Raw genomic sequence first — 18,425 nt, 5'->3', positions numbered from 1 at the left:
CGAGGCGAGGCGGCGGTGCCCCACCGTCACCGTATGTCGTACGGCAGCAGCTCGGGGCGCTTCGGCGGACGGCCGTCGCCCGAGGAACGGCCGGTGAGACGGCGGCCGATCCACGGCAGCAGGTGCTGCCGCGCGAACCGGGCGTCCGCGGCCCGCCGCACCGTCCAGGCCGACGGCAGCGAGGCCGGCGGGGGCAGCTGCCACTCGGGATCCTCGGGCGGGTAGCCCAGCGTCTGCCACACCGCCTCCGCGACCCTGCGGTGCCCGTCGGCGGTCAGATGCAGCCGGTCCGCGTCCCACAGCCGCCGATCGCCGAGCGAGGGCGCCCCGTACAGGTCGACGACCAGCGCGCCGTGCCGCTCGGCCAGCTCGTCGACACAGGTGAACAACGCCTCCATGCGCGGCCGGAACCGCCCCTGCACGGGGCCCTGGCGGGCCGGGCTGCGCATCAGCACCAGCTGCTTGCAGTGCGGGGCCAGCCGCTCCACCGCCTCGGTCAGCAGATCCCGCACCATGACCATGTCGCACTTGGGCCGCAGTGTGTCGTTCAGTCCGCCGACCAGGGTGACCACGTCGGCCCGCATGGCCGCCGCCGCGTCCACCTGCTCGTCGACGATCTGCCGGATCAGCTTGCCGCGCACCGCGAGATTGGCGTACCGGAAGTCGGGAGCGACGGCCGCCATCCGCGCGGCGAGGATGTCGGCCCACCCCCGGTACGTGCCGTCGGGCAGCAGGTCCGACATGCCCTCGGTGAAGGAGTCGCCGACCGCGACCAGGCTGGTGTGAGTGGGGTTCGTCTGCATGGCGACAGAGATGATATCCCGTGCACATACCCGCCGGTCGGTCGGTTCCCTCCCCGAGCGGGGCCCGTCCGGGCCCCGCTCAGGCCCGCTGGCCGAACAGCTCCTGCAGCACGTCCTCCATCGTCACCAGGCCCGCCAGCCGTCCGTCCGACCCGAGCACGGCCGCCAGGTGGGTACGGCTGCCGCGCATCGCGGTGAGGACGTCGTCCATCGGTGTGCTCTCCCGCACCCGGGCGATGGAGCGCATGTCCCGCAGCAGGAACGGCATGTCGCGCGGCGAGGCGTCGAGGGCGTCCTTCACGTGCAGGTAGCCGACGATCCGCCGGCCCTCGTCCACCACAGGGAAGCGGGAGTACCCGGACTCGGCCGAGAGCGCCTCCAGTCCCTCGGGGGTGACGCCCACGCGCGCGTAGACCACGCTCTCCAGCGGCAGCACCACGTCCCGCACCGGCCGGCGGCCGAGCTCCAGCACGTCGTTCAGACGCTCCTGCGCGCGGTCGTCGATCAGACCCGCCTCACCGGAGTCCTTCACCATCTGCGCCAGCTCCGCGTCGGAGAAGGTCGCCACGACCTCGTCGCGCACCTCGACCCGCAGCAGCCGCAGCAGCGCGTTGGCGAAGGCGTTGATCGTGAAGATCACCGGGCGCAGCGCCCGGGACAGTGCCACCAGCGGCGGACCGAGCATCAGCGCGCTGCGCACGGGCTCCGCGAGCGCGATGTTCTTCGGCACCATCTCGCCCAGCAGCATGTGCAGATACGTCGCGAGCGACAGGGCGATCACGAAGGACACCGCGTGCCCCGCGCCGTCCGGCACGCCCATCGCGTGGAACGCCGGTTCCAGCAGATGCGCGATGGCCGGCTCCGCGACCACACCGAGGACCAGGGTGCACAGCGTGATGCCGAGCTGCGCGGCCGCCATCAGGGCGGACACGTGCTCGAGGCCCCACAGCACGTTCTTGGCGCGCCGGTCGCCCTGGTCGGCGTACGGCTCGATCTGGCTGCGGCGCACCGAGATCAGCGCGAACTCGGCCCCCACGAAGAAGGCGTTGACGACCAGCGTCGCCAGACCGATCAGCAGCTGTACGGCGATCATCGCCGGGCCCCCTTCTCACGCGTCGTGCCGTGTCGCCTGCCGTCCGTCCGGCCGTCCGGCTCGGCGGCCGGCCCGGCACCGGGCCGTTCGTCCCCGGTGTCCCGCGGGTGCGGGTCGGGGAGCGGCGCGTGCAGCAGCACGCGTGCCGCGCGACGGCCGGTCGCGTCCAGCACCTCCATCCGCCAGCCGGCGACCTCCAGGGTGTCGCCGACGCCGGGGATCCGGCCCAACTCGGTGGCCACGAGCCCGGCCAGGGTCTCGTACGGCCCGTCCGGCGCGCGCAGGCCGACCCGCGCGAGCTGGTCCACGCGCGCGGAGCCGTCGGCCGAGAACAGGTCGTGCCCTCCCTCGTCCGAACCCGTCCGGGCCAGGTCGGGGGTCTCGTGCGGGTCGTGCTCGTCGCGGACCTCGCCGACGACCTCCTCGACGATGTCCTCCAGCGTGGCCACGCCCGCCGTACCGCCGTACTCGTCGATCACCACGGCCATGGTGCGCCGGCCGGAGAGCCGGTCCAGCAGCCGGTCCACGGTGAGCGATTCCGGGACCAGCAGCGGCTCGCGCATCATCTCCGAGACGGGAACCCGGGCCCGGCGCTCGGCGGGCACCGCCAGGACGTCCTTGATGTGCGCGGTGCCGACCACCGAGTCGAAGGTGCCGCGGTACACGGGGAACCGGGACAGCCCCGTCGCCCGGGTCGCGTTCGCCACGTCCTCGCAGGTCGCCTGGACCTCCAGCGCGACGACCTGGACGCGCGGGGTCATCACGTTCTCCGCGGTGAGATCTGCGAGGTTCAGGGTGCGGACGAACAGCTCCGCGGTGTCGGCCTCCAGGGCGCCCTCCTTGGCGGAGTGCCGGGCCAGGGCCGCCAGCTCCTGGGGGCCGCGTGCGGAGGCCAGTTCCTCGGCGGGCTCCACACCGAAGCGGCGCACGATGCGGTTCGCCGCGTTGTTCAGATGCGTGATGAAGGGGCGGAAGGCGGCACTGAACCAGCGCTGCGCGTTGCCCACGTTCTTGGCGACGGCCAGCGGCGACGAGATCGCCCAGTTCTTGGGCACCAGTTCGCCGACCACCATCAGGAAGACGGTAGACAGGGCCGTGCCGAGCACCAGCGCCAGGGAACTCGCCACCGACGCGGAGATGCCGACGGCCTCCAGGGGGCCGGAGATCAGCGCGGCGATCGACGGCTCGGCGAGCATGCCGACCACCAGGTTGGTGACCGTGATGCCGAGCTGTGCTCCGGAGAGCTGGAAGGTCAGGTTCCGTACGGCCTTGAGGGCACCTGCGGCGCCCCGGTCACCGCGCTCCACGGCCCGCTCGAGGTCGGACCGCTCGACCGTGGTGAGGGAGAACTCGGCCGCGACGAACGCGCCGCACGCGAGGGAGAGCAGGATCGCCACCAGGAGAAGGAGCACCTCGGTCATCGGGTCACCTCCGTCCCGCGGCCGGACGGGAAGCGAACGAGTGCGCGATGCGGTGTGCGGCGATGCCGGGTACTTCGATGCCGCGTTCTACTGGGAGGCTCGCCCATGGGCGGACGCACACAACCTTTCATGGAGGACCGAGTGACCCTCCCAGCGTAGAGGACCGGCAAAGGTCTCCGGCGAGGTCATCCACCGTCCGCACGCACGCTCAGGACCTGCCGTCCGGGGCGTTGTCCGGGAGCGGCTTGACCCAGCGACGCCAGTGTTCCTCGGGCGCGTACCCGGCGGCGCCCCACGCGCGGTGCGCGGTCTCGTTGCGCCGCAGCACCATGGCGTCCGCGCGGCGGCCCCCGAGGCCCGCGAACCGCTCCTCGGCGGCGGCCAGCAGCGCGGAGGCGATGCCCTGCCCGCGGTGGTCGGGGTGCACCGCGAGCCGGTACAGATGGCAGCGCCAGCCGTCGAAGCCGGCGATCACGGTGCCGACCGGCTCCGCACCCTTCTCGGCGAGGATCAGGGACTCGGGGTCGCGGGCGACCAGCCGTTCCACGCCCTCCCGGTCGTCGCTGATGCTCGTGCCCTCGGCAGCGACCTTCCAGAAGGCCAGCACGGTGTCGAGATCCTCGGGTGTCGCGGCCCGTGTGCGCAGCTCGGTCATGCGCCGATCCCAGCACGCGGCCCGGTCCGCGACACGGAATTCCACGATCCGGACGCGTCGCACGTCCGGATGCCGGTCCCGCACTCCACGGTCCACACACGCCCCCGCTCCCACACAGCCGCCCGGCGCGCCCGCACGCGCGGGTCACTCGTGTGCGATCGCCTCCAGGACGTTCATCCGCGACGCGCGCAGGGCCGGCAGCAGTGCCGCCGCGATGCCGACCACCGCCGCACCGATGACGACCGCCACGACGGTGCCCCAGGGGACCGCGAGCACGGTCATGCCCTGCAGTGCCAGCACCTGGTGCATGCAGACGCCCCACACCAGCCCCAGCACGAGACCCAGCACCGCGCCGAACACCGCGATCACCACCGACTCCAGCCGGATCATCCGCCGCAGCTGCCGCCGGCCCAGCCCGATGGCCCGCAGCAGCCCGATCTCCCGGGTGCGCTCCACCACCGACAGCGTCAGGGTGTTGACCACGCCGAGCACCGCGATGATGATCGCCAGCCCCAGGAGGGCGTAGACGAGGTAGAGCAGGACCGCGATCTGGTCGTGCACGAGGTCCTTGTAGTCGGCCTGGTCACGTACCTGGACCTGCGGATACGGGTCGAGCGTCGTCTCCAGCCGGTCGCGGAGCTCATCCGCGCCCGTGCCGTCGGCGGCGTTCACGTACAGGGCGGAGTCCTGCCCGCCGGGCACGTACCTCTCGACCGTCGCGATGCCGAAGAACAGCCCGCCCCGCACCCCGAAGCCCTCACCGCCCTCCATGTCGGTGAGGGCGCCCACGGTCAGCTCGGCGCGCTGCCCGCCCGGGAACTCGACCGGGACCGCACTGCCCGTGCGGACGCCGTGGTCCGCGGCGAAGCCGGCGTCCATGGCGATGCCGCCGTCGGCCAGTGCAGCCGCCGTGTCGCCGCTCGTGTACGTGACCCGGGCGACGTCGTCGACCCGGTCGTCGTACCCGGCGGCGGTCGTCTCGATCCGCTCCCCGTCCGGCAGCCGCACCGCCACCGGCGCGAACCGCTGCCGTACGACGACGCCCACGCCCTCCGTGTCCCGCACCCGGTCGGTGAGCTCCTGCGGGAAGGGCAGGAAGTTGGCGTTCTGGATGACGAAGTCGGCGCCCAGCGTCTTGTCGATCTGCTCGTCGAAGGAGCGGGACATGGAGGCGCTGGCCACCGACATGCCGCCGACCAGGGCGAGCCCCACCATCAGCGCGGAGGCGGTGGCCCCCGTGCGGCGGGGATTGCGCAGGGCGTTGCGCTGGCTCATCCGGCCCACCGGCCCGAACAGGGCGGGGAAGGCCCCGCCCAGCACCCGGATCACCGGCCGCACCAGCAACGGACCGGCGACGACCGTCGCGATCAGGGTGAGGACGACCCCGAGCCCCAGCAGGGACGCCGCCGACCCCGTTTCGGTGGAGACGGCGCAGCCCACGAGGGCGGCCGCGCCGAGCGACCCGACCACGGAACCCACCACCGCGCGGGTCCGCAACGGCCGGCCCACCCCGGCGATCTCGGCATCGGCGAGGGCGGCCATGGGAGACACGGCCGCCGCGCGGCGGGCCGGCAGGTACGCCGCCACGAAGGTGACCCCGACCCCGACCACGTACGCCGTGAGGGGTGTGACCCATCCGATGACCATCTCCGTGGTCTTCAGGTTCATGCCGAAAGCACTCATCAGCCGGATCAGCCCGTAGGCGAGCCCGATGCCGGCCGCGAGGCCCAGCGTCGAGCCGGTCAGGCCGAGCAGCACCGCCTCGGTGAGCACCGAGCGGCGCACCTGACGCCGGTCGGCGCCGAGCGCCCGCAGCAGCCCGAGCTCGCGGGTGCGCTGCGCGATCAGCATCGAGAAGGTGTTGACGATCAGGAATATGCCGACGAGCACCGCGATACCGGCGAAGCCGAGCATCACGTACTTGATCACGTCGAGGAACCCGCCCAGCTCCTCGGCGGCCGTCGCGGCCTGCTCGTCGGCCGTCTCCACCTGGTAGGTGCCGGCGCCGAGCGCCTCGGTGACCCGGCGCCCGAGCTCCTCGTCACTCACGCCCGGCGCAGCCTCGACCGAGATGCTCGTGGCCCGGTCCGCGGAGCCCAGCAGTTCGGCGGCGGCGACCTCGGGATCGAGGAAGAGGAGGGCTGTGCCGGGGTTCGTGGCGGTGAAGGCGGCGATCCCGACGATCTCGACGCGGAAGGTGCCCGGCTGAGCCTGCACCGACAGGGTGTCGCCGGTCGCCACGTCCTTGGCGTCGGCGGTGTCCGCGTCCAGTACGGCCTCCCCGGCACCGCGCGGGGTGCGGCCCGAGGTCAGCTCCACGACGCTGCGTTCGCCGGCGTACCAGTCCACCGCGCGGGTGGACGCGCCGGTCCTCGGGCCCACCGGCTCGTTGTCGCGGTCGACGACCGTGATGTTCCCGACCTCGACGTCGGGGCGGGCGGACTCGGCCCCGTCGATCCCGGCCAGCCGTTCGGCGAGGGAGGCGGGCACGGTCCGGACCGCGCCGGTGGGCACGGCCGCCTCCAGGCCGTCCGGGGGCGACACCGTCACATCGGCGGAGGCGGAGGCGAAGAGCCGGTCGAAGGTACGGGAGACGGTGTCCGAGAAGATCAGGCTGCCCGCGACGAACGCCACGGACAGGACGACAGCCAGCGCGGACAGCAGCAGCCGTCCCTTGTGCGCGAGGAAGCTCCTGAGCGTCGCCTTCAGCACGGTCTCAGTCCTTGCCGTCCTTGCCGGGGACCGGCTCGTCGGGCACGGCACCCTCGGCGGCGGAGCCGGCATCGGGGGCGCGCCCCGAAGCCGGCTCCGGGGCGAGGCCGAACGTGCCGCCCGGTGCCGGTCCGCCGTCGTCGCCGGCCTGGGCGCGGATCACGTCGAACCGCTTCATCCGGTCGAGCACCGCCTGTGCCGTGGGCCGCTCCGTCTCGTCGACGATCCGCCCGTCGGCCAGGAACAGCACCAGATCCGAGTGGGCGGCGGCGCCCGGATCGTGGGTGACCATCACGACGGTCTGGTTCAGCCGGTCCACGGCCTCGCGCAGAAACCCGAGCACCTCCAGCCCGGCACGCGAGTCGAGGTTGCCGGTCGGCTCGTCCGCGAAGATCAGCTCGGGCCGGGAGGCCAGCGCCCGCGCACAGGCCACGCGCTGCTGCTGGCCGCCGGACAGCTGCGCCGGCCGGTGCCGCAGCCGGTCCCGCAGGCCCAGCGTGTCGATGACCTGGTCCAGCCACTTCTCGTCGGGCTTCCGGCCCGCGATGTCCATGGGGAGCGTGATGTTCTCCAGCGCGTTCAGCGTCGGGATGAGGTTGAACGACTGGAACATGAACCCGATCCGGTCCCGGCGCAGACGCGTCAGCTCACGGTCCTTCAACCCGGTGATCTCGGTGTCACCGAGCCACACCTGTCCGGCCGAGACGGTGTCGAGCCCGGCCAGGCAGTGCATCAGCGTCGACTTTCCCGACCCCGACGGCCCCATCACCGCCGTGAACCGGCCGCGCACGATGTCCACGTCCACCGCGTCCAGGGCGAGCACGGTCGTCTCGCCGGATCCGTACGCCTTCGTCAGGCCGCGGGCGCGGGCCGCGACCGGGTCGGCCGACGCGAGGCCGGGGGCGTGCTCCGCAGCGGGTGTGGACAAGACCGCCTCCTCCGTGTGGACATCGGGCCGTGCCGGTCATGGTGGCCGCGCCCGAGGCTAGTGTGATGGCGCCCACACCGGATATCCCCCGTAAGTGCAAAACCGTGCCATTCCGATGTAAGGGGCACCTTTTTTCGGCCCCGTCGCCCCTTGCCGGTGCTAGCGCCGGCGCGCTAGCTTCAAGGTATGGCGAAGACCCAGCTGAACGTACGCGTGGACGAGGGCACTGCCCGAGCGGCGCGGGAACGCGCCCTGGCCCGCGGGATGAGTGTCAACCGCTACATCGAGGAACTGGTCCGGCAGGACGCCGGTGAGGTCGGCCACACCTTCGTGGAGGCCGCCGCCGACTTCATGAAGCAGTACGAGACCGTCTTCGCCGAGGAGTTCGACGCAGGTGCGCCCGCTCGCGCCACGCCACGAGCGGGGGAGGACCGCGAAGGCCCGCGCGAAGGTCGCCGCTGATCCCTTGGACAACCTGCGCATCGACCTCGCCTGGCTGCTGATGCTCGCCGAGCGGCAGACCCCGGGGGACCCCCAGGTCACCGACTGGGGAGCCCTCGTCGCCGCCGTCGCGCGTCACGAGGCCGAGATATTCGACGTCCCCGTCTACGGCAGCCCGCACGCCCGCGCCGCCGCTCTGCTCCAGCTGCTGCTCCATGTGCCCGCGCTGGAGCGCTCCAACGCCCTGTTCGCCTCCGCCGTCGCGTACGCCTACCTCGTCGCCAGCGGGCTGAAGGTCGTCACCTCGCCGGAACAGGTCCGCGACCTGGCCCGGCTGGTCAAGAACGGCGAGGCCTCCGTGGACGACATCGCCGCCGAGCTGCGCCGCTGGAGCGAGTGAGCGGCCGGAGCCCCGGAGCCGGCGAGCAGCCGGAGCCGGTGCTCAGCGCCTTTCCGTCGCCGCACTGCTCGACGGCCGCCAGGCGGTGCCCAGCACGCAGTACGACGTCGGCAGCGCGGGCCCGTTCTCCGGCATCAGCATCCGCCGGTACGGGCCGAGTTCGAAGCCCGCCTCCCGCAGCGCGCCGACCGGCTCCCGCGCCACGTGGCAGCCACCCGTCAGCGGCGGCCACACCGTCCGGTCCAGGGCCTGCTGGGTGAAGCGCATGACCCGGCCGCCGCCCCGCCCGTGCTCGAAGAACCGCACCTCGCCGCCCGGTCGCAGCACCCTCCGGAGCTCCGCGAGCGCCCGCGGCACGTCCCGCACACTGCACAGGACCAGGGAGACCACCGCCGCGTCGAACGCCTCGCTCTTGACCGGCAGCGCCTCCGCCGCACCCGGCGCGACATCCACCGGGACGGCGGCGCGCAGGGCGGCCTCCACGGCGAGTCTGCGCAGCACCCGCTCCGGTTCGATGGCGACGACCTCCGAGACGGTGTCCGGATAGTGCGCGAAGTTGAGGCCGTTGCCCGCGCCGACCTCGATCACTCGCCCGGACAGCCCGCCGAGCAGCCGCCGACGGACCGAGGCCATGCCCGCGCGGGTCTCGGCGGCCTCACTGACCCGGGCGTAGCAACGGGCGAACAGCGGGTGGTGCACGGGATCCCGCGCCACCTTCGCGGAGCCGGCGGACATGCGTGCCTCCCTGTCTGGACGAACCCGGGAGCCGGGGCGGCTCACGAGGGGCCCGCTTCCCGCAGGACGGGCCCCGGGGCCGACCGGGGCCCTGCCGTGATTGTCCCCCGTGAGGACTCCGCGCACCCCTCGCACCGGGGCCCGGGGCCGCCGGTGCGAGGGAGCACCGGACCGCCGCACCACGGGTCCGGGCACCGGTGCCCGGACCACAGGGCCCGCGCGGGAGATCAGCCGGTCTCCCGCCCCAGGAACGCCGCCGTGTCCCACGTGCCGTCCAGCCGCGCCGCCAGCCATCCGGGCGCCGACGTCCGGAAGCCGGCCGGGGCGAGGGCCGCCGCGCCGGCCGGTACCGCGCCCAGCAGCGGCACCCCCGTCACGTCCGGCAGGTCCCGCAGGTTGCAGCGCTCGGCCAGACCGGGCTCCGCGGGCCAGCTGCCGATCACCACACCCGCGGGGTCGAGCCCGCGCGAGCGCAGTTCACGGGTCGTCAGCTCCGTGACGTTCAGGGTGCCGAGACCCGGCGCCGCCACCACCAGCACCGGCGCCGACAGCAGTGCCGCCGCGTCCGCCAGCGTCCCGCCCTCCTCGTCGAACCGCACGAGCAGCCCGCCCGCGCCCTCCACCAGCACCAGATCGTGCTCGGTGGCCAGTTTGACGGCGGTCTCGGCCACGTCGTGCGGACGCACCGGCGCCCGGCCCGCCCGGCGGGCGGCGGTGGCGGGCGCCAGCGGGTCGGGATACCGGGCGAGTTCGGCGGCCGTGACGGCTCCGGCGAGCCGCGCGACCTCCTCGGCGTCCCCGGGTTCGTCCGGCCGCACCCCGGTCTGTGCCGCCTTCAGCACGGCCACCGACCGGCCGGCCCCGAGCGCCGTCGCGGCGACCGCGGCCGTCACCACCGTTTTTCCGACCTCGGTGCCCGTGCCCGTGATCACCAGTACCGGCATGTCATCCCTCCTCGGCCGCCGCGCACACCGCGTCCGCGATCCGGGCCACGTCCGTGTCGCCGGTGACGTACGGCGGCATGGTGTAGATCAGATCGCGGAACGGCCGCAGCCACACGCCCCGGCGCACCGCCGCGCGCGTGGCCGCCTCCATGTCCACGGAGTGATCGAGCCGGACGACGCCGATGGCGCCGAGGACCCGCACGTCGCGGACGCCCGGCAGGCAGGCCGCGGGCGCCAGCCCGTCCCGCAGGCCCGACTCGATGCGCTTGACCTCCGCGAGCCAGTCCTGCCCGAGCAGCAGCTCGATCGAGGCGCAGGCCACGGCCGCCGCCAGCGGATTGCCCATGAACGTCGGACCGTGCGCCAGGACCGGTACGTCGCCGCGCGAGATGCCGTCGGCGACCCGCGCGGTGCACAGCGTCGCCGCCATGGTCAGATAGCCGCCGGTCAACGCCTTGCCCACGCACATCACGTCCGGCGCCACCGCCGCGTGCCCGGCCGCGAACAGCGCGCCCGTACGCCCGAACCCGGTCGCGATCTCGTCGAACACCAGCAGCACGTCGTGTGCGTCGCACGCTTCGCGCAGCACCCGCAGATACGCGGGGGAGTGGAAGCGCATGCCGCCCGCGCCCTGCACCACGGGCTCGACGATCACGGCCGCCAGTTCGCCGGCGTGCCGCCCGATCAGCTCCCGCAGGTGCTCGGCGTACGACTCCTCGTACTCGGCAGGCGGGGCCTTTGCGAACACCTGCTCCGGGAGCACCCCGGTCCACAGCTCGTGCATCCCGCCCTCGGGATCGCAGACCGACATCGGCTGCCAGGTGTCGCCGTGGTAGCCGCCCCGCCAGGTCAGCAGCCGCCGCTTCTCGGGCCGTCCGAGCGAACGCCAGTACTGCAGGCACATCTTGACGGCCACCTCGACCGACACCGAGCCCGAGTCGGCGAGGAAGACATGTTCGAGGCCGTCGGGTGACATGTCGACGAGGAGCTTCGCCAGCCGGACGGCGGGCTCGTGCGTGAGCCCGCCGAACATCACATGGCTCATCCGCCCGAGCTGGTCGCGCGCGGCCTTGTTCAGCACCGGGTGGTTGTAGCCGTGGATCGCCGACCACCAGGACGACATCCCGTCGACCAGCTCGCCCGAGCCGTCGGCGAGCCGCAGCCGTACCCCGCTCGCCGACTCCACGACGAGCGGTTCCCCGCGGCCGGGCATGGGCCCGTACGGATGCCAGACGTGCCGCCGGTCCAGCTCGAGAAGCTCGGGTACGGACCGCTCAGGCATTGGGCGCGAGATCCGTTCCGGCACCCCGCCGGCGGACGGAGACGAGATCGGTACGCGGCCCGTCGGCCCGGCCCGCCCCCTCGCTCACCGTCTCCGGACCCGCGGCCGCCTCCGTACCCACGCACGTCCCGGCGCCGGAGGACGCCGACCCGCACCCGCCACCGCCCTCGTGCGCCCCGCACCCGCCACCCCCGTCGTGCGCCCCGCCCGCGCCCGTGCGGTGTTCGGGCAGTGTCACGCGGTCGGTGCCCTCCACCTCGAACCCGGCGTCCGCGATCATCTCCAGGTCGGCCCGGCCCGCCTGGCCCTCGCTGGTGAGGTAGTCCCCGAGGAAGATCGAGTTGGCCAGGTGCAGCGCGAGCGGCTGCAGCGTGCGCAGATGCACCTCCCGGCCGCCCGCGATCCGCACCTCGGCGTCCGGGCACACGAACCGCACCATCGCCAGGATCCTGAGGCACCGCTGCGGGCTGAGGTTCCACTCCTTCGCGAGTGGTGTGCCCTCGAACGGGATCAGGAAGTTCACCGGCACCGAGTCCGGGTCCAGTTCGCGCAGCGCGAAGACCACGTCGACCAGGTCCGCGTCGCTCTCACCCATGCCGGCGATCAGCCCGGAGCATGCGGACAGACCGGCCGCGTGCGCCTTCTGCACGGTGTCCACGCGGTCGGCGTACGTGTGCGTGGTGGTGATGTCCCCGTAGGCGGCCTCGGAGGTGTTGAGGTTGTGGTTGTAGGCGTCCGCGCCCGCCTCGCGCAGCCGCTCCGCCTGGCCCTCGGAGAGCAGTCCGAGGCAGGCGCACACCTCGACGCCCTCGTTGCCCGCCTTGATCGCCTTGATGGTGTCGGAGACACGGTCCAGGTCACGGTCGGTCGGACCGCGGCCGCTGGCCACCAGGCACACCCGCTTGGCGCCGCCCGCCAGCCCGGCCGCGGCCGCGTCCGAGGCCTGCTCGGGCTTGAGCCAGGTGTACTTCAGGATGCCGGCCTTCGAGCCGAGCCGCTGGGAGCAGTAGGAGCAGTCCTCCGGGCACAGGCCGGACTTGAGGTTGACCAGATAGTTGAGTTTCACCCGCCGCCCGAACCAGTGCCGCCGCACCCTCCCGGCCGCGGCCACCACGTCGAGCAGATCGTCGTCGGACGTCCCGAGGACGGCCAGCGCTTCCCCACGGGTCGGCGTCTCGCGCCGAAGCCCCTTGTCCACCAGCGTGTTCAGCAGATCCATGGGAGCCGATCCTGTCCTATTCGGCCGCCCCGGCCAAGGAGGGTTCGTACAACAGAGGCGCTGCCGGCTGTGGGCATGGCCACACAGTGGTCCGCCGACCGTCCCGCTACTGTCTGTTCACTGCCTACAAAAGCACCGGAGGACCCATGGCGTTCGGCTGGATCGACGAGCAGGCAAAGCTGCGCCGCCGGGCCGGACTCGTACGGACCCTGCGCCCGCGGGCCGCCGGCGCACCGCTCCTCGATCTGGCGAGCAACGACTACCTGGGCCTGGCCCGGCACCCGGAAGTGGCCGAGGGCGCGGCGCGGGCGGCGCGGACCTGGGGCGGCGGGGCCACCGGGTCCCGGCTCGTCACCGGCACCACCGAGCTGCACACCGAGCTGGAAGGCGAACTGGCCGACTTCTGCGGCTTCGAGGCGGCCCTCGTCCTCTCCTCCGGCTACGCGGCCAACCTCGCCGCCGTCACCGCGCTGGCCCCGCACGGTTCGCTGATCGTGTCCGACACGGGCAACCACGCCTCCCTGATCGACGGCTGCCGGCTGGCCCGGGGCAGGACGCAGGTCGTGGCGCACGCCGACCCCGACGCCGCGCGCAAGGCGCTGAGCGGGCACGACGGAGCCGCCGTGGCCGTGTCCGACACGGTCTTCTCGGTCGACGGGGACGCGGCCCCGCTCGCCGCGCTGGCGGGGGCGTGCCGTGAACACGGCGCGGGACTGGTGCTCGACGACGCCCACGGCCTCGGGGTGCTCGGCGACGGCGGACGCGGTGCCCCGCACGCGGCGGGGCTCGCCGGCGCCGAGGACGTCGTGGTGACGCTCACGCTGTCCAAGTCGCTCGGCAGCCAGGGCGGAGCCGTGCTCGGCCCGGCACGGGTCGTCGAGCACCTGGTCAACACGGCCCGGACGTTCATCTTCGACACGGGCCTCGCCCCGGCGGCCGCGGGCGCCGCGCTCTCCGCCCTGCGGCTGCTGCGCCGTGAACCCGGGCGCGCGGCGCGGGCGGGCGCGGTGGCGCGCGACCTGCACCACCGGCTGACGGCCGCGGGTCTCGACGCCGTACGCCCCGACGCCGCGGTCGTCTCCGTGCGGGCCCCGTCCCCGGAGCAGGCCGTGCGATGGGCGGCCGACTGCCGGGCGGCCGGCCTGTCCGTGGGCTGCTTCCGTCCTCCTTCCGTGCCCGACGGCATCTCACGGCTCAGACTGACCGCCCGCGCGGACCTGTCCGGGACCGAGATCGAACGCGCTGTACAGGTGATCGGCGAGACGCGGCCATGAGTCGGCGAGGCACGGCCGTGAGTCGCCCGATGACGGACGGTCGAGTGCGAGTGGGCGCCGGAGGACCGGCAGGTCAGTGAACCGCGGCCACGAACTCCGCCCAGCTCCCGGGGGAGACGAGCAGCGCGGGTCCGTCCGGATCCTTGGAGTCGCGTACAGCGAGCAGTCCGGCACCGGGGCCGGTGGCGGGCCGGGCCGTCTCGACGCAGTTGTTCGCGCCCGTGCTGTAGCTGCTGCGCAGCCACCGCACACCGTGCAGGCCGGTGCTGGGGGAAAGGGTCCGAGGCGGTACGGGCATCGTGCCTCCTTACACGCCGGCAGCTGTCCCGGCGATGAAATCCAACGAGTCCTCGGGTGAAAGGGCGTGGACCGAAAGGGCGTTGAAAGCCTCCGAGTACACCCGGAGGTCTTCTTTCCGCTCCAGATAGAGGCTACTCGTCAAGTGGTCGAGAACTACAACATCCAGATCAGAAGTGCGCGAAAATGAGAAGATTACGAAAGGGCCGGTGACGCCGATGTGCGCCCCGGCAGTGAACGGCAGTACTTGAAGCCGCACTTGGGGAAGGCGTGCCGCCTCCACGAGCCGTTCCAGCTGGCGGATCATGACGCCGGGGCCGCCGACCTGCCGACGCAGCACCGCCTCGTCCAGGACCGCGCTGAACTCCAGCGGCGGGTCGGCCCGCAGGACGTCCTGCCGGGCCAGTCGCACCTCCACCAGCGTGTCCAGCCGCTCCTCCGAAGCGCCCTCCAGCGCCGCCTCCGTCACGGCCCGCGCGTACTCGGGCGTCTGCAGCAGCCCGGGAACCACGGTGGTCTCCAGCGTGCGCATCGCGCCGGCCTGGGACTCCAGACTGATGAAGTCCCGGTAGGTGGGCGGGAGTACACCCCGGTACGCATGCCACCAATGGTGTCGTCCGCTGCTGTCGTCGGATCCCGCCAACACCAGCAGCAACTCCCGTAACTGAAGGTCGGTCAGGCCGTAGGCATCGAGCAGTAACCGCACATCGGCCGGTTTCACCCCGCTCGTGCCCGTCTCGATCCGGCTCACCTTCGACTGGTGCCAGCCCACCAGCCGGGCCGCCTCACCACTGGTGAAACCCGCCGATGTGCGCAGCGAGCGCAGTTCGGCGCCCAGTTTCCGGCGGCGTACCGCAGGACCGTGTTGCATGGTTTCCCCCTTACTCCCTCCGGGCCGCCCGCATACGGTCTCCCGTCGCAGAGTTCACCGCTTTGAGCGACAGATATATGCATATCTTGGCCGTATCGTCGCCGACGCCCTGTGGTGATGGCAGTCTGACGACGAAGCACCAGTGCGGGACCGTACTCGAATCAGCCGCTCCGTGCCGGACTGCGGTCCCGTGGAAAGGGACGACATCGCCATGGCAGACCATCTGGAAGCGTCCATCACTCTGCCGAGCGATCCTGCCTCGGTCTCCGCGGCCCGCGCCCATGTGGTGGGCACGCTGGCGGAGTGGGGCATGCCGGAAGACACGGAAGTGTCCGACACCATCCGGCTGATCGTGTCCGAACTCGTGACCAACGCCGTGCAGCACACCCTGGGGCAGTCGCCCACGTTCACCGTGGACATCGCCCTCGACCGTGACGACCAGCTGTGCATCGGGGTCACCGACAGCCACCCGAGGTTCCCCAAACGGCTCCCCGCCGCGGTCCAGCAGGACAACGGCCGAGGGCTGGTCATCATCCGCTGGCTGACCGTGGAGTGCGGAGGCAGGATGAGGGTCCGCCCCACCGGAGAGGGGGGAAAGACCGTCTCCGTCGTCCTCCCGTGGACCGTTCCCGCCGAACCGGTCACGGCGGTCGAGGCGGCAGGACAGCAGGAACCGTAGGGGTCCGCGGCAGGAACGCGGGCGAGCGGAGGGAGAGAATCGAAAGGAGGGCCGGGAGAAGGGCCGAGAAGGGGGCCTGCTCGGCCGTTCGGACGATGCGCAGATTCTCGAGCCGCCACACCGTGTGTTCTCCGGGCGTCGTCCGGCGTGTCCGGCGGGGCGGCGGCAGGGGGTACCGCCGCCCTCGCGGATCACTTCACCCGGCCGTACCAGACGCTGTGGGTCCAGATCTTCTGCAGGCGCACCACATCCCCGGTCTTCGGGGCGTGCCAGAGCTTGCCCTGGCCCGCGTAGATGCCCACGTGGTAGACGTTCTGGCCCGAATGGAAGAAGACCAGGTCCCCCGCCTTGCGGCTCGAGGCGGAGATGTGGCGGGTCTTGTTGTACTGCTGGGCCGCAGTACGGGGCAGTGCCTTGCCCGCCTTCTTGAACGAGTAGAGGGTCAGTCCGGAGCAGTCGAAGCGGCTCGGTCCGGTGGCGCCCCAGCGGTAGGGCGCGCCCTTCTTGGACGCCGCGATCTGGAGAGCCTTGGTGGCCGTGGTCGCGGCCGCCGCCTCCGAGGCGGTGCCCGGGAGGACGATCGAGCCGCCCACGGCGGCGAGGGTGAGGGCCGAGGCCGTGCCGGCCCTGGCCATGAGGGACGGGACACGATTGAGCGCGGTCATGCGCAACCCTTCGTCAGCCGCCTGTGAAGGATGACCTGTCGGATTCGGGCTGGCGAAGTTGCCCGGCCGCACGAGTGCGGCTTCACCCCAAGGGCTGCTCGGCACGGAAGTCGAACTCCCGTTCCGGCGACCCGTCATGCTCGGGTCCTCCACTCCTGCCGATCCACTCCTGTCGACCGGTCATCCGGGCGGCGGCAGGACTCGGCGTCCGCCCGGATCGCCCCGCCGCGGTGGCGGGGTCTTGTCGTCAGTGAGCGATCTTGGCAACCCTCGGCCCGAAATCCCAACGGAACCGGGGGTTTGTGTTGTTACTCACCACTCATCCGTTCGAGTGGACAGCCCCCTGTCCGGGCTGCCGTCCGGAATGCCGAGGAGTCCCGGACCAGCATCGGAATGACCTGTTCCGGTACGCGGCCACGCGTGGTGCGCAACTGTGACGGCCCGAAAAGAAGTGGTTCGTATACGCCGGTTGGTGGTACCCCCCTTGGTCCGTTTCGGCTCAGGTGCGGACGTGTTGCCGACGCCGACCGCGGGTGGACCGGTACGGGCGTCAACTGCCGGAGCCCGGCGGCAGCGTGACCCGGGCCGTGCGCCGGTCGCCGTCCAGTACCCGCAGGGCCCGGGCCAGCGTGGCGGCGTGCAGTTCGGTCTCGCCGCGCCGGTGCATGACGGTCAGCGCGTCGCGCAGTGCGACGGCCTTGCCGACCAGTGCCTGTGCGGCGCGCAGTCCGCGGTAGGTATCGCCGTCGCGGGCAGGGTTGATCCGGCCGAGCAGGTCGACGGCCTCGAGATAGCGGTCGATCAACTCGGCCTCGGCGCGGGTCAGCGCGGGCAGCGGTGGCAGTTCGGGTGGCAGCATCGGTGGCTCACCTCGCGCCGGACGTGGGGAGGCGGCCCTCGCGGTCGGTCAGGATCCGGTCCGCGAGGCCGTACTCCACCGCCGCCCGCGCGTCGAGGACGGTGTCCCGCTCTATGTCCGACCGTGCCTGCTCCGGGGTGCGGCGGGTGTGCCGGACCAGGATCTCCTCGATCCGGCCGCGGACCCGCGACAGTTCCTCCGCGCGGGCGGCGAGATCGCTCGCGTTTCCCTCCACGGTCTCCGGCGGTACCGGCTGACGGAGCACCAGCCTCGCCCCCGGCAGGACGTACCGCTTCCCCGGTGTCCCCGCGGCCAGCAGCAGCGCGGCCGTCCCGTCCGCCCGGCCCAGGCAGACCGTCTCCACCTCGCAGGTGACGAAGGACAGGGTGTCGTAGACCGCCGACATGGCGTGGAAGGAGCCGCCGGGAGAGTTGACGTAGAGGGAGATGTCCCGGTCGGGGGCCCGGTGCTCCAGGTGCGCGAACTGGACGATCAGGTCGTTCGCGGAGGTCTCGTCGATCGGCGTCCCCAGGAGGACGATCCGCTGCTCCATCAGCTTGGCGTACGGATCCGTGGGCCGGTGCCCGGACGCCGTGTGGTCGGTGAACCCGGGCAGGACGTGGCGGGCGAGTGGTCGGGTCATGGGCCCCTCCTCATGGCGGCTCTCTGTAAAAAATGTACAGGATGTACGTGACGTTATGATGGGGATATGGCCTACGAGATTCCGGTGACGCAAGCGAGGGCTGAGCTCGCCGACCTGATCAACCGCGTGGTGTACGGCGGTGAGCGCGTCGTCGTGACCCGGCACGGAAAGCCCCTCGTCGCCCTCGTGTCCGCCGATGACCTGCGACGACTCGACCAGCTCCAGGAACTCGACGAGGGCCGGGAACCCGCCGACGAGCAGGTGGTCAGCACGGTGGCCGGTGTCCACGGGGCGGCCGCGTCCGCTCCCCGCGAACAGCAGCGCTTCGGCATCGCCGCGGAACACCGCGGGACAGCCACGTCGTAGGAGACCCTGAGACCTGAGGCCCGGTGGACGAACAGTGGGGGGGGGCCGCTTGAAACGCCCCCCCCCCCCCCCCGGGGGGGCCAATGGGCAACGCCCCCCCCCCCCCCACGCCCCCCACCCCCCGGCGGGCAGCAACCC

The 18,425-nt window shown here is 72.5% G+C and carries 20 protein-coding genes and 1 riboswitch; of the genes, 5 read left to right on the top strand and 15 right to left on the bottom strand.

Features of this window, described 5'->3' with window-relative positions; all coding sequences use genetic code 11:
- Positions 1-26: 26 nt before the first annotated feature.
- The 6 genes from ACFWVE_RS01875 to ACFWVE_RS01850 all read right to left on the bottom strand — a co-directional run bounded on the left by ACFWVE_RS01875 (position 27) and on the right by ACFWVE_RS01850 (position 7,612).
- Positions 27-803, bottom strand: coding sequence for an SGNH/GDSL hydrolase family protein (locus ACFWVE_RS01875; RefSeq protein ID WP_384007272.1), 777 nt, complete (start codon positions 801-803; stop codon positions 27-29).
- Positions 804-882: 79 nt separating this feature from the next.
- Positions 883-1,896 (bottom strand): hemolysin family protein, encoded by a 1,014-nt coding sequence (locus tag ACFWVE_RS01870; protein WP_384007271.1) that lies wholly within the window; start codon positions 1,894-1,896, stop codon positions 883-885.
- A complete protein-coding gene (locus tag ACFWVE_RS01865) occupies positions 1,893-3,317 on the bottom strand; it encodes a hemolysin family protein (RefSeq protein WP_384007269.1) in 1,425 nt (474 codons plus the stop codon). The genes ACFWVE_RS01870 and ACFWVE_RS01865 overlap by 4 nt, the downstream gene beginning before the upstream one ends.
- 208 nt (positions 3,318-3,525) lie before the next feature.
- Positions 3,526-3,972 carry a GNAT family N-acetyltransferase gene (locus tag ACFWVE_RS01860; RefSeq protein WP_384007267.1) on the bottom strand — a complete coding sequence of 149 codons (447 nt, stop codon included), beginning with the start codon at positions 3,970-3,972 and terminating at the stop codon, positions 3,526-3,528.
- Between the two features lie 144 nt (positions 3,973-4,116).
- Positions 4,117-6,684 (bottom strand): FtsX-like permease family protein, encoded by a 2,568-nt coding sequence (locus ACFWVE_RS01855; RefSeq protein ID WP_384007266.1) that lies wholly within the window; start codon positions 6,682-6,684, stop codon positions 4,117-4,119.
- A 4-nt stretch (positions 6,685-6,688) separates the two neighbouring features.
- Entirely contained in the window at positions 6,689-7,612 is a 924-nt protein-coding gene (locus tag ACFWVE_RS01850) for an ABC transporter ATP-binding protein (protein WP_384007264.1), read from the bottom strand.
- Between the two features lie 186 nt (positions 7,613-7,798).
- Between ACFWVE_RS01850 and ACFWVE_RS01845 the strand changes: the two genes are divergently transcribed.
- Both ACFWVE_RS01845 and ACFWVE_RS01840 read left to right on the top strand, forming a co-directional pair.
- Positions 7,799-8,074 carry a toxin-antitoxin system HicB family antitoxin gene (locus ACFWVE_RS01845; protein WP_384007263.1) on the top strand — a complete coding sequence of 92 codons (276 nt, stop codon included), beginning with the start codon at positions 7,799-7,801 and terminating at the stop codon, positions 8,072-8,074.
- 4 nt (positions 8,075-8,078) lie between these two features.
- Positions 8,079-8,453, top strand: a complete 375-nt coding sequence (locus ACFWVE_RS01840) for a fic family toxin-antitoxin system, toxin component (RefSeq protein WP_384007261.1) — start codon at positions 8,079-8,081, stop codon at positions 8,451-8,453.
- Positions 8,454-8,495: 42 nt separating this feature from the next.
- On the opposite strand, the gene ACFWVE_RS01835 is transcribed toward ACFWVE_RS01840, so the two are convergent.
- The 4 genes from ACFWVE_RS01835 to bioB form a co-directional block, all read right to left on the bottom strand.
- A complete protein-coding gene (locus ACFWVE_RS01835) occupies positions 8,496-9,188 on the bottom strand; it encodes a class I SAM-dependent methyltransferase (RefSeq protein ID WP_384007260.1) in 693 nt (230 codons plus the stop codon).
- A gap of 227 nt (positions 9,189-9,415) precedes the next feature.
- Positions 9,416-10,132 carry a dethiobiotin synthase gene (bioD, locus tag ACFWVE_RS01830; RefSeq protein WP_384007258.1) on the bottom strand — a complete coding sequence of 239 codons (717 nt, stop codon included), beginning with the start codon at positions 10,130-10,132 and terminating at the stop codon, positions 9,416-9,418.
- A 1-nt stretch (position 10,133) separates the two neighbouring features.
- Entirely contained in the window at positions 10,134-11,414 is a 1,281-nt protein-coding gene (locus ACFWVE_RS01825; protein ID WP_384007256.1) for an adenosylmethionine--8-amino-7-oxononanoate transaminase, read from the bottom strand.
- The gene (bioB, locus tag ACFWVE_RS01820; RefSeq protein ID WP_384007254.1) at positions 11,407-12,633 is read right to left on the bottom strand and encodes a biotin synthase BioB; all 1,227 of its coding nucleotides are present in this window, start codon (positions 12,631-12,633) and stop codon (positions 11,407-11,409) included. Before bioB ends, ACFWVE_RS01825 begins: the two co-directional genes overlap by 8 nt.
- Before the next feature lie 146 nt (positions 12,634-12,779).
- Between bioB and ACFWVE_RS01815 the strand changes: the two genes are divergently transcribed.
- Positions 12,780-13,907, top strand: a complete 1,128-nt coding sequence (locus ACFWVE_RS01815; protein ID WP_384007252.1) for an 8-amino-7-oxononanoate synthase — start codon at positions 12,780-12,782, stop codon at positions 13,905-13,907.
- Between the two features lie 73 nt (positions 13,908-13,980).
- On the opposite strand, the gene ACFWVE_RS01810 is transcribed toward ACFWVE_RS01815, so the two are convergent.
- Both ACFWVE_RS01810 and ACFWVE_RS01805 read right to left on the bottom strand, forming a co-directional pair.
- Positions 13,981-14,205, bottom strand: a complete 225-nt coding sequence (locus ACFWVE_RS01810) for a DUF397 domain-containing protein (protein ID WP_384007251.1) — start codon at positions 14,203-14,205, stop codon at positions 13,981-13,983.
- Positions 14,206-14,214: 9 nt separating this feature from the next.
- Complete coding sequence (locus ACFWVE_RS01805) at positions 14,215-15,075, bottom strand: helix-turn-helix domain-containing protein (protein WP_384007249.1); 861 nt, start codon at positions 15,073-15,075, stop codon at positions 14,215-14,217.
- A 211-nt stretch (positions 15,076-15,286) separates the two neighbouring features.
- On the opposite strand from ACFWVE_RS01805, the gene ACFWVE_RS01800 reads away from it, so the two are divergent.
- Positions 15,287-15,754 carry an ATP-binding protein gene (locus ACFWVE_RS01800; protein WP_384007247.1) on the top strand — a complete coding sequence of 156 codons (468 nt, stop codon included), beginning with the start codon at positions 15,287-15,289 and terminating at the stop codon, positions 15,752-15,754.
- A gap of 191 nt (positions 15,755-15,945) precedes the next feature.
- Here ACFWVE_RS01800 and ACFWVE_RS01795 read toward each other — a convergent pair whose 3' ends face one another.
- The 3 genes from ACFWVE_RS01795 to ACFWVE_RS01785 all read right to left on the bottom strand — a co-directional run bounded on the left by ACFWVE_RS01795 (position 15,946) and on the right by ACFWVE_RS01785 (position 17,921).
- Positions 15,946-16,419 (bottom strand): C40 family peptidase, encoded by a 474-nt coding sequence (locus ACFWVE_RS01795; protein ID WP_384007245.1) that lies wholly within the window; start codon positions 16,417-16,419, stop codon positions 15,946-15,948.
- Between the two features lie 3 nt (positions 16,420-16,422).
- A riboswitch (cyclic di-AMP (ydaO/yuaA leader) is annotated at positions 16,423-16,636 on the bottom strand.
- 333 nt (positions 16,637-16,969) lie between these two features.
- Entirely contained in the window at positions 16,970-17,278 is a 309-nt protein-coding gene (locus ACFWVE_RS01790) for a hypothetical protein (RefSeq protein WP_384007243.1), read from the bottom strand.
- A 7-nt stretch (positions 17,279-17,285) separates the two neighbouring features.
- Positions 17,286-17,921, bottom strand: a complete 636-nt coding sequence (locus ACFWVE_RS01785; protein ID WP_384007241.1) for an ATP-dependent Clp protease proteolytic subunit — start codon at positions 17,919-17,921, stop codon at positions 17,286-17,288.
- Positions 17,922-17,987: 66 nt separating this feature from the next.
- On the opposite strand from ACFWVE_RS01785, the gene ACFWVE_RS01780 reads away from it, so the two are divergent.
- A complete protein-coding gene (locus tag ACFWVE_RS01780; protein WP_384007239.1) occupies positions 17,988-18,287 on the top strand; it encodes a type II toxin-antitoxin system Phd/YefM family antitoxin in 300 nt (99 codons plus the stop codon).
- Positions 18,288-18,425 lie beyond the last annotated feature (138 nt).

The sequence above is a fragment of the Streptomyces sp. NPDC058632 genome, from assembly GCF_042717095.1.
GTDB lineage: Bacteria > Actinomycetota > Actinomycetes > Streptomycetales > Streptomycetaceae > Streptomyces.
The sequence above is the reverse complement of the archived record's forward strand: the minus strand, read 5'-3'. Positions and strand labels throughout refer to the sequence as shown.

Coding starts and splice junctions, on each gene's coding strand:
- ACFWVE_RS01875 (WP_384007272.1), bottom strand. CDS start 803: ATGCAGACGAACCCCACTCACACCAGCCTGGTCGCGGTCGGCGACTCC.
- ACFWVE_RS01870 (WP_384007271.1), bottom strand. CDS start 1,896: ATGATCGCCGTACAGCTGCTGATCGGTCTGGCGACGCTGGTCGTCAAC.
- ACFWVE_RS01865 (WP_384007269.1), bottom strand. CDS start 3,317: ATGACCGAGGTGCTCCTTCTCCTGGTGGCGATCCTGCTCTCCCTCGCG.
- ACFWVE_RS01860 (WP_384007267.1), bottom strand. CDS start 3,972: ATGACCGAGCTGCGCACACGGGCCGCGACACCCGAGGATCTCGACACC.
- ACFWVE_RS01845 (WP_384007263.1), top strand. CDS start 7,799: ATGGCGAAGACCCAGCTGAACGTACGCGTGGACGAGGGCACTGCCCGA.
- ACFWVE_RS01835 (WP_384007260.1), bottom strand. CDS start 9,188: ATGTCCGCCGGCTCCGCGAAGGTGGCGCGGGATCCCGTGCACCACCCG.
- bioD (WP_384007258.1), bottom strand. CDS start 10,132: ATGCCGGTACTGGTGATCACGGGCACGGGCACCGAGGTCGGAAAAACG.
- ACFWVE_RS01825 (WP_384007256.1), bottom strand. CDS start 11,414: ATGCCTGAGCGGTCCGTACCCGAGCTTCTCGAGCTGGACCGGCGGCAC.
- bioB (WP_384007254.1), bottom strand. CDS start 12,633: ATGGATCTGCTGAACACGCTGGTGGACAAGGGGCTTCGGCGCGAGACG.
- ACFWVE_RS01815 (WP_384007252.1), top strand. CDS start 12,780: ATGGCGTTCGGCTGGATCGACGAGCAGGCAAAGCTGCGCCGCCGGGCC.
- ACFWVE_RS01810 (WP_384007251.1), bottom strand. CDS start 14,205: ATGCCCGTACCGCCTCGGACCCTTTCCCCCAGCACCGGCCTGCACGGT.
- ACFWVE_RS01805 (WP_384007249.1), bottom strand. CDS start 15,075: ATGCAACACGGTCCTGCGGTACGCCGCCGGAAACTGGGCGCCGAACTG.
- ACFWVE_RS01800 (WP_384007247.1), top strand. CDS start 15,287: ATGGCAGACCATCTGGAAGCGTCCATCACTCTGCCGAGCGATCCTGCC.
- ACFWVE_RS01795 (WP_384007245.1), bottom strand. CDS start 16,419: ATGACCGCGCTCAATCGTGTCCCGTCCCTCATGGCCAGGGCCGGCACG.
- ACFWVE_RS01790 (WP_384007243.1), bottom strand. CDS start 17,278: ATGCTGCCACCCGAACTGCCACCGCTGCCCGCGCTGACCCGCGCCGAG.
- ACFWVE_RS01785 (WP_384007241.1), bottom strand. CDS start 17,921: ATGACCCGACCACTCGCCCGCCACGTCCTGCCCGGGTTCACCGACCAC.
- ACFWVE_RS01780 (WP_384007239.1), top strand. CDS start 17,988: ATGGCCTACGAGATTCCGGTGACGCAAGCGAGGGCTGAGCTCGCCGAC.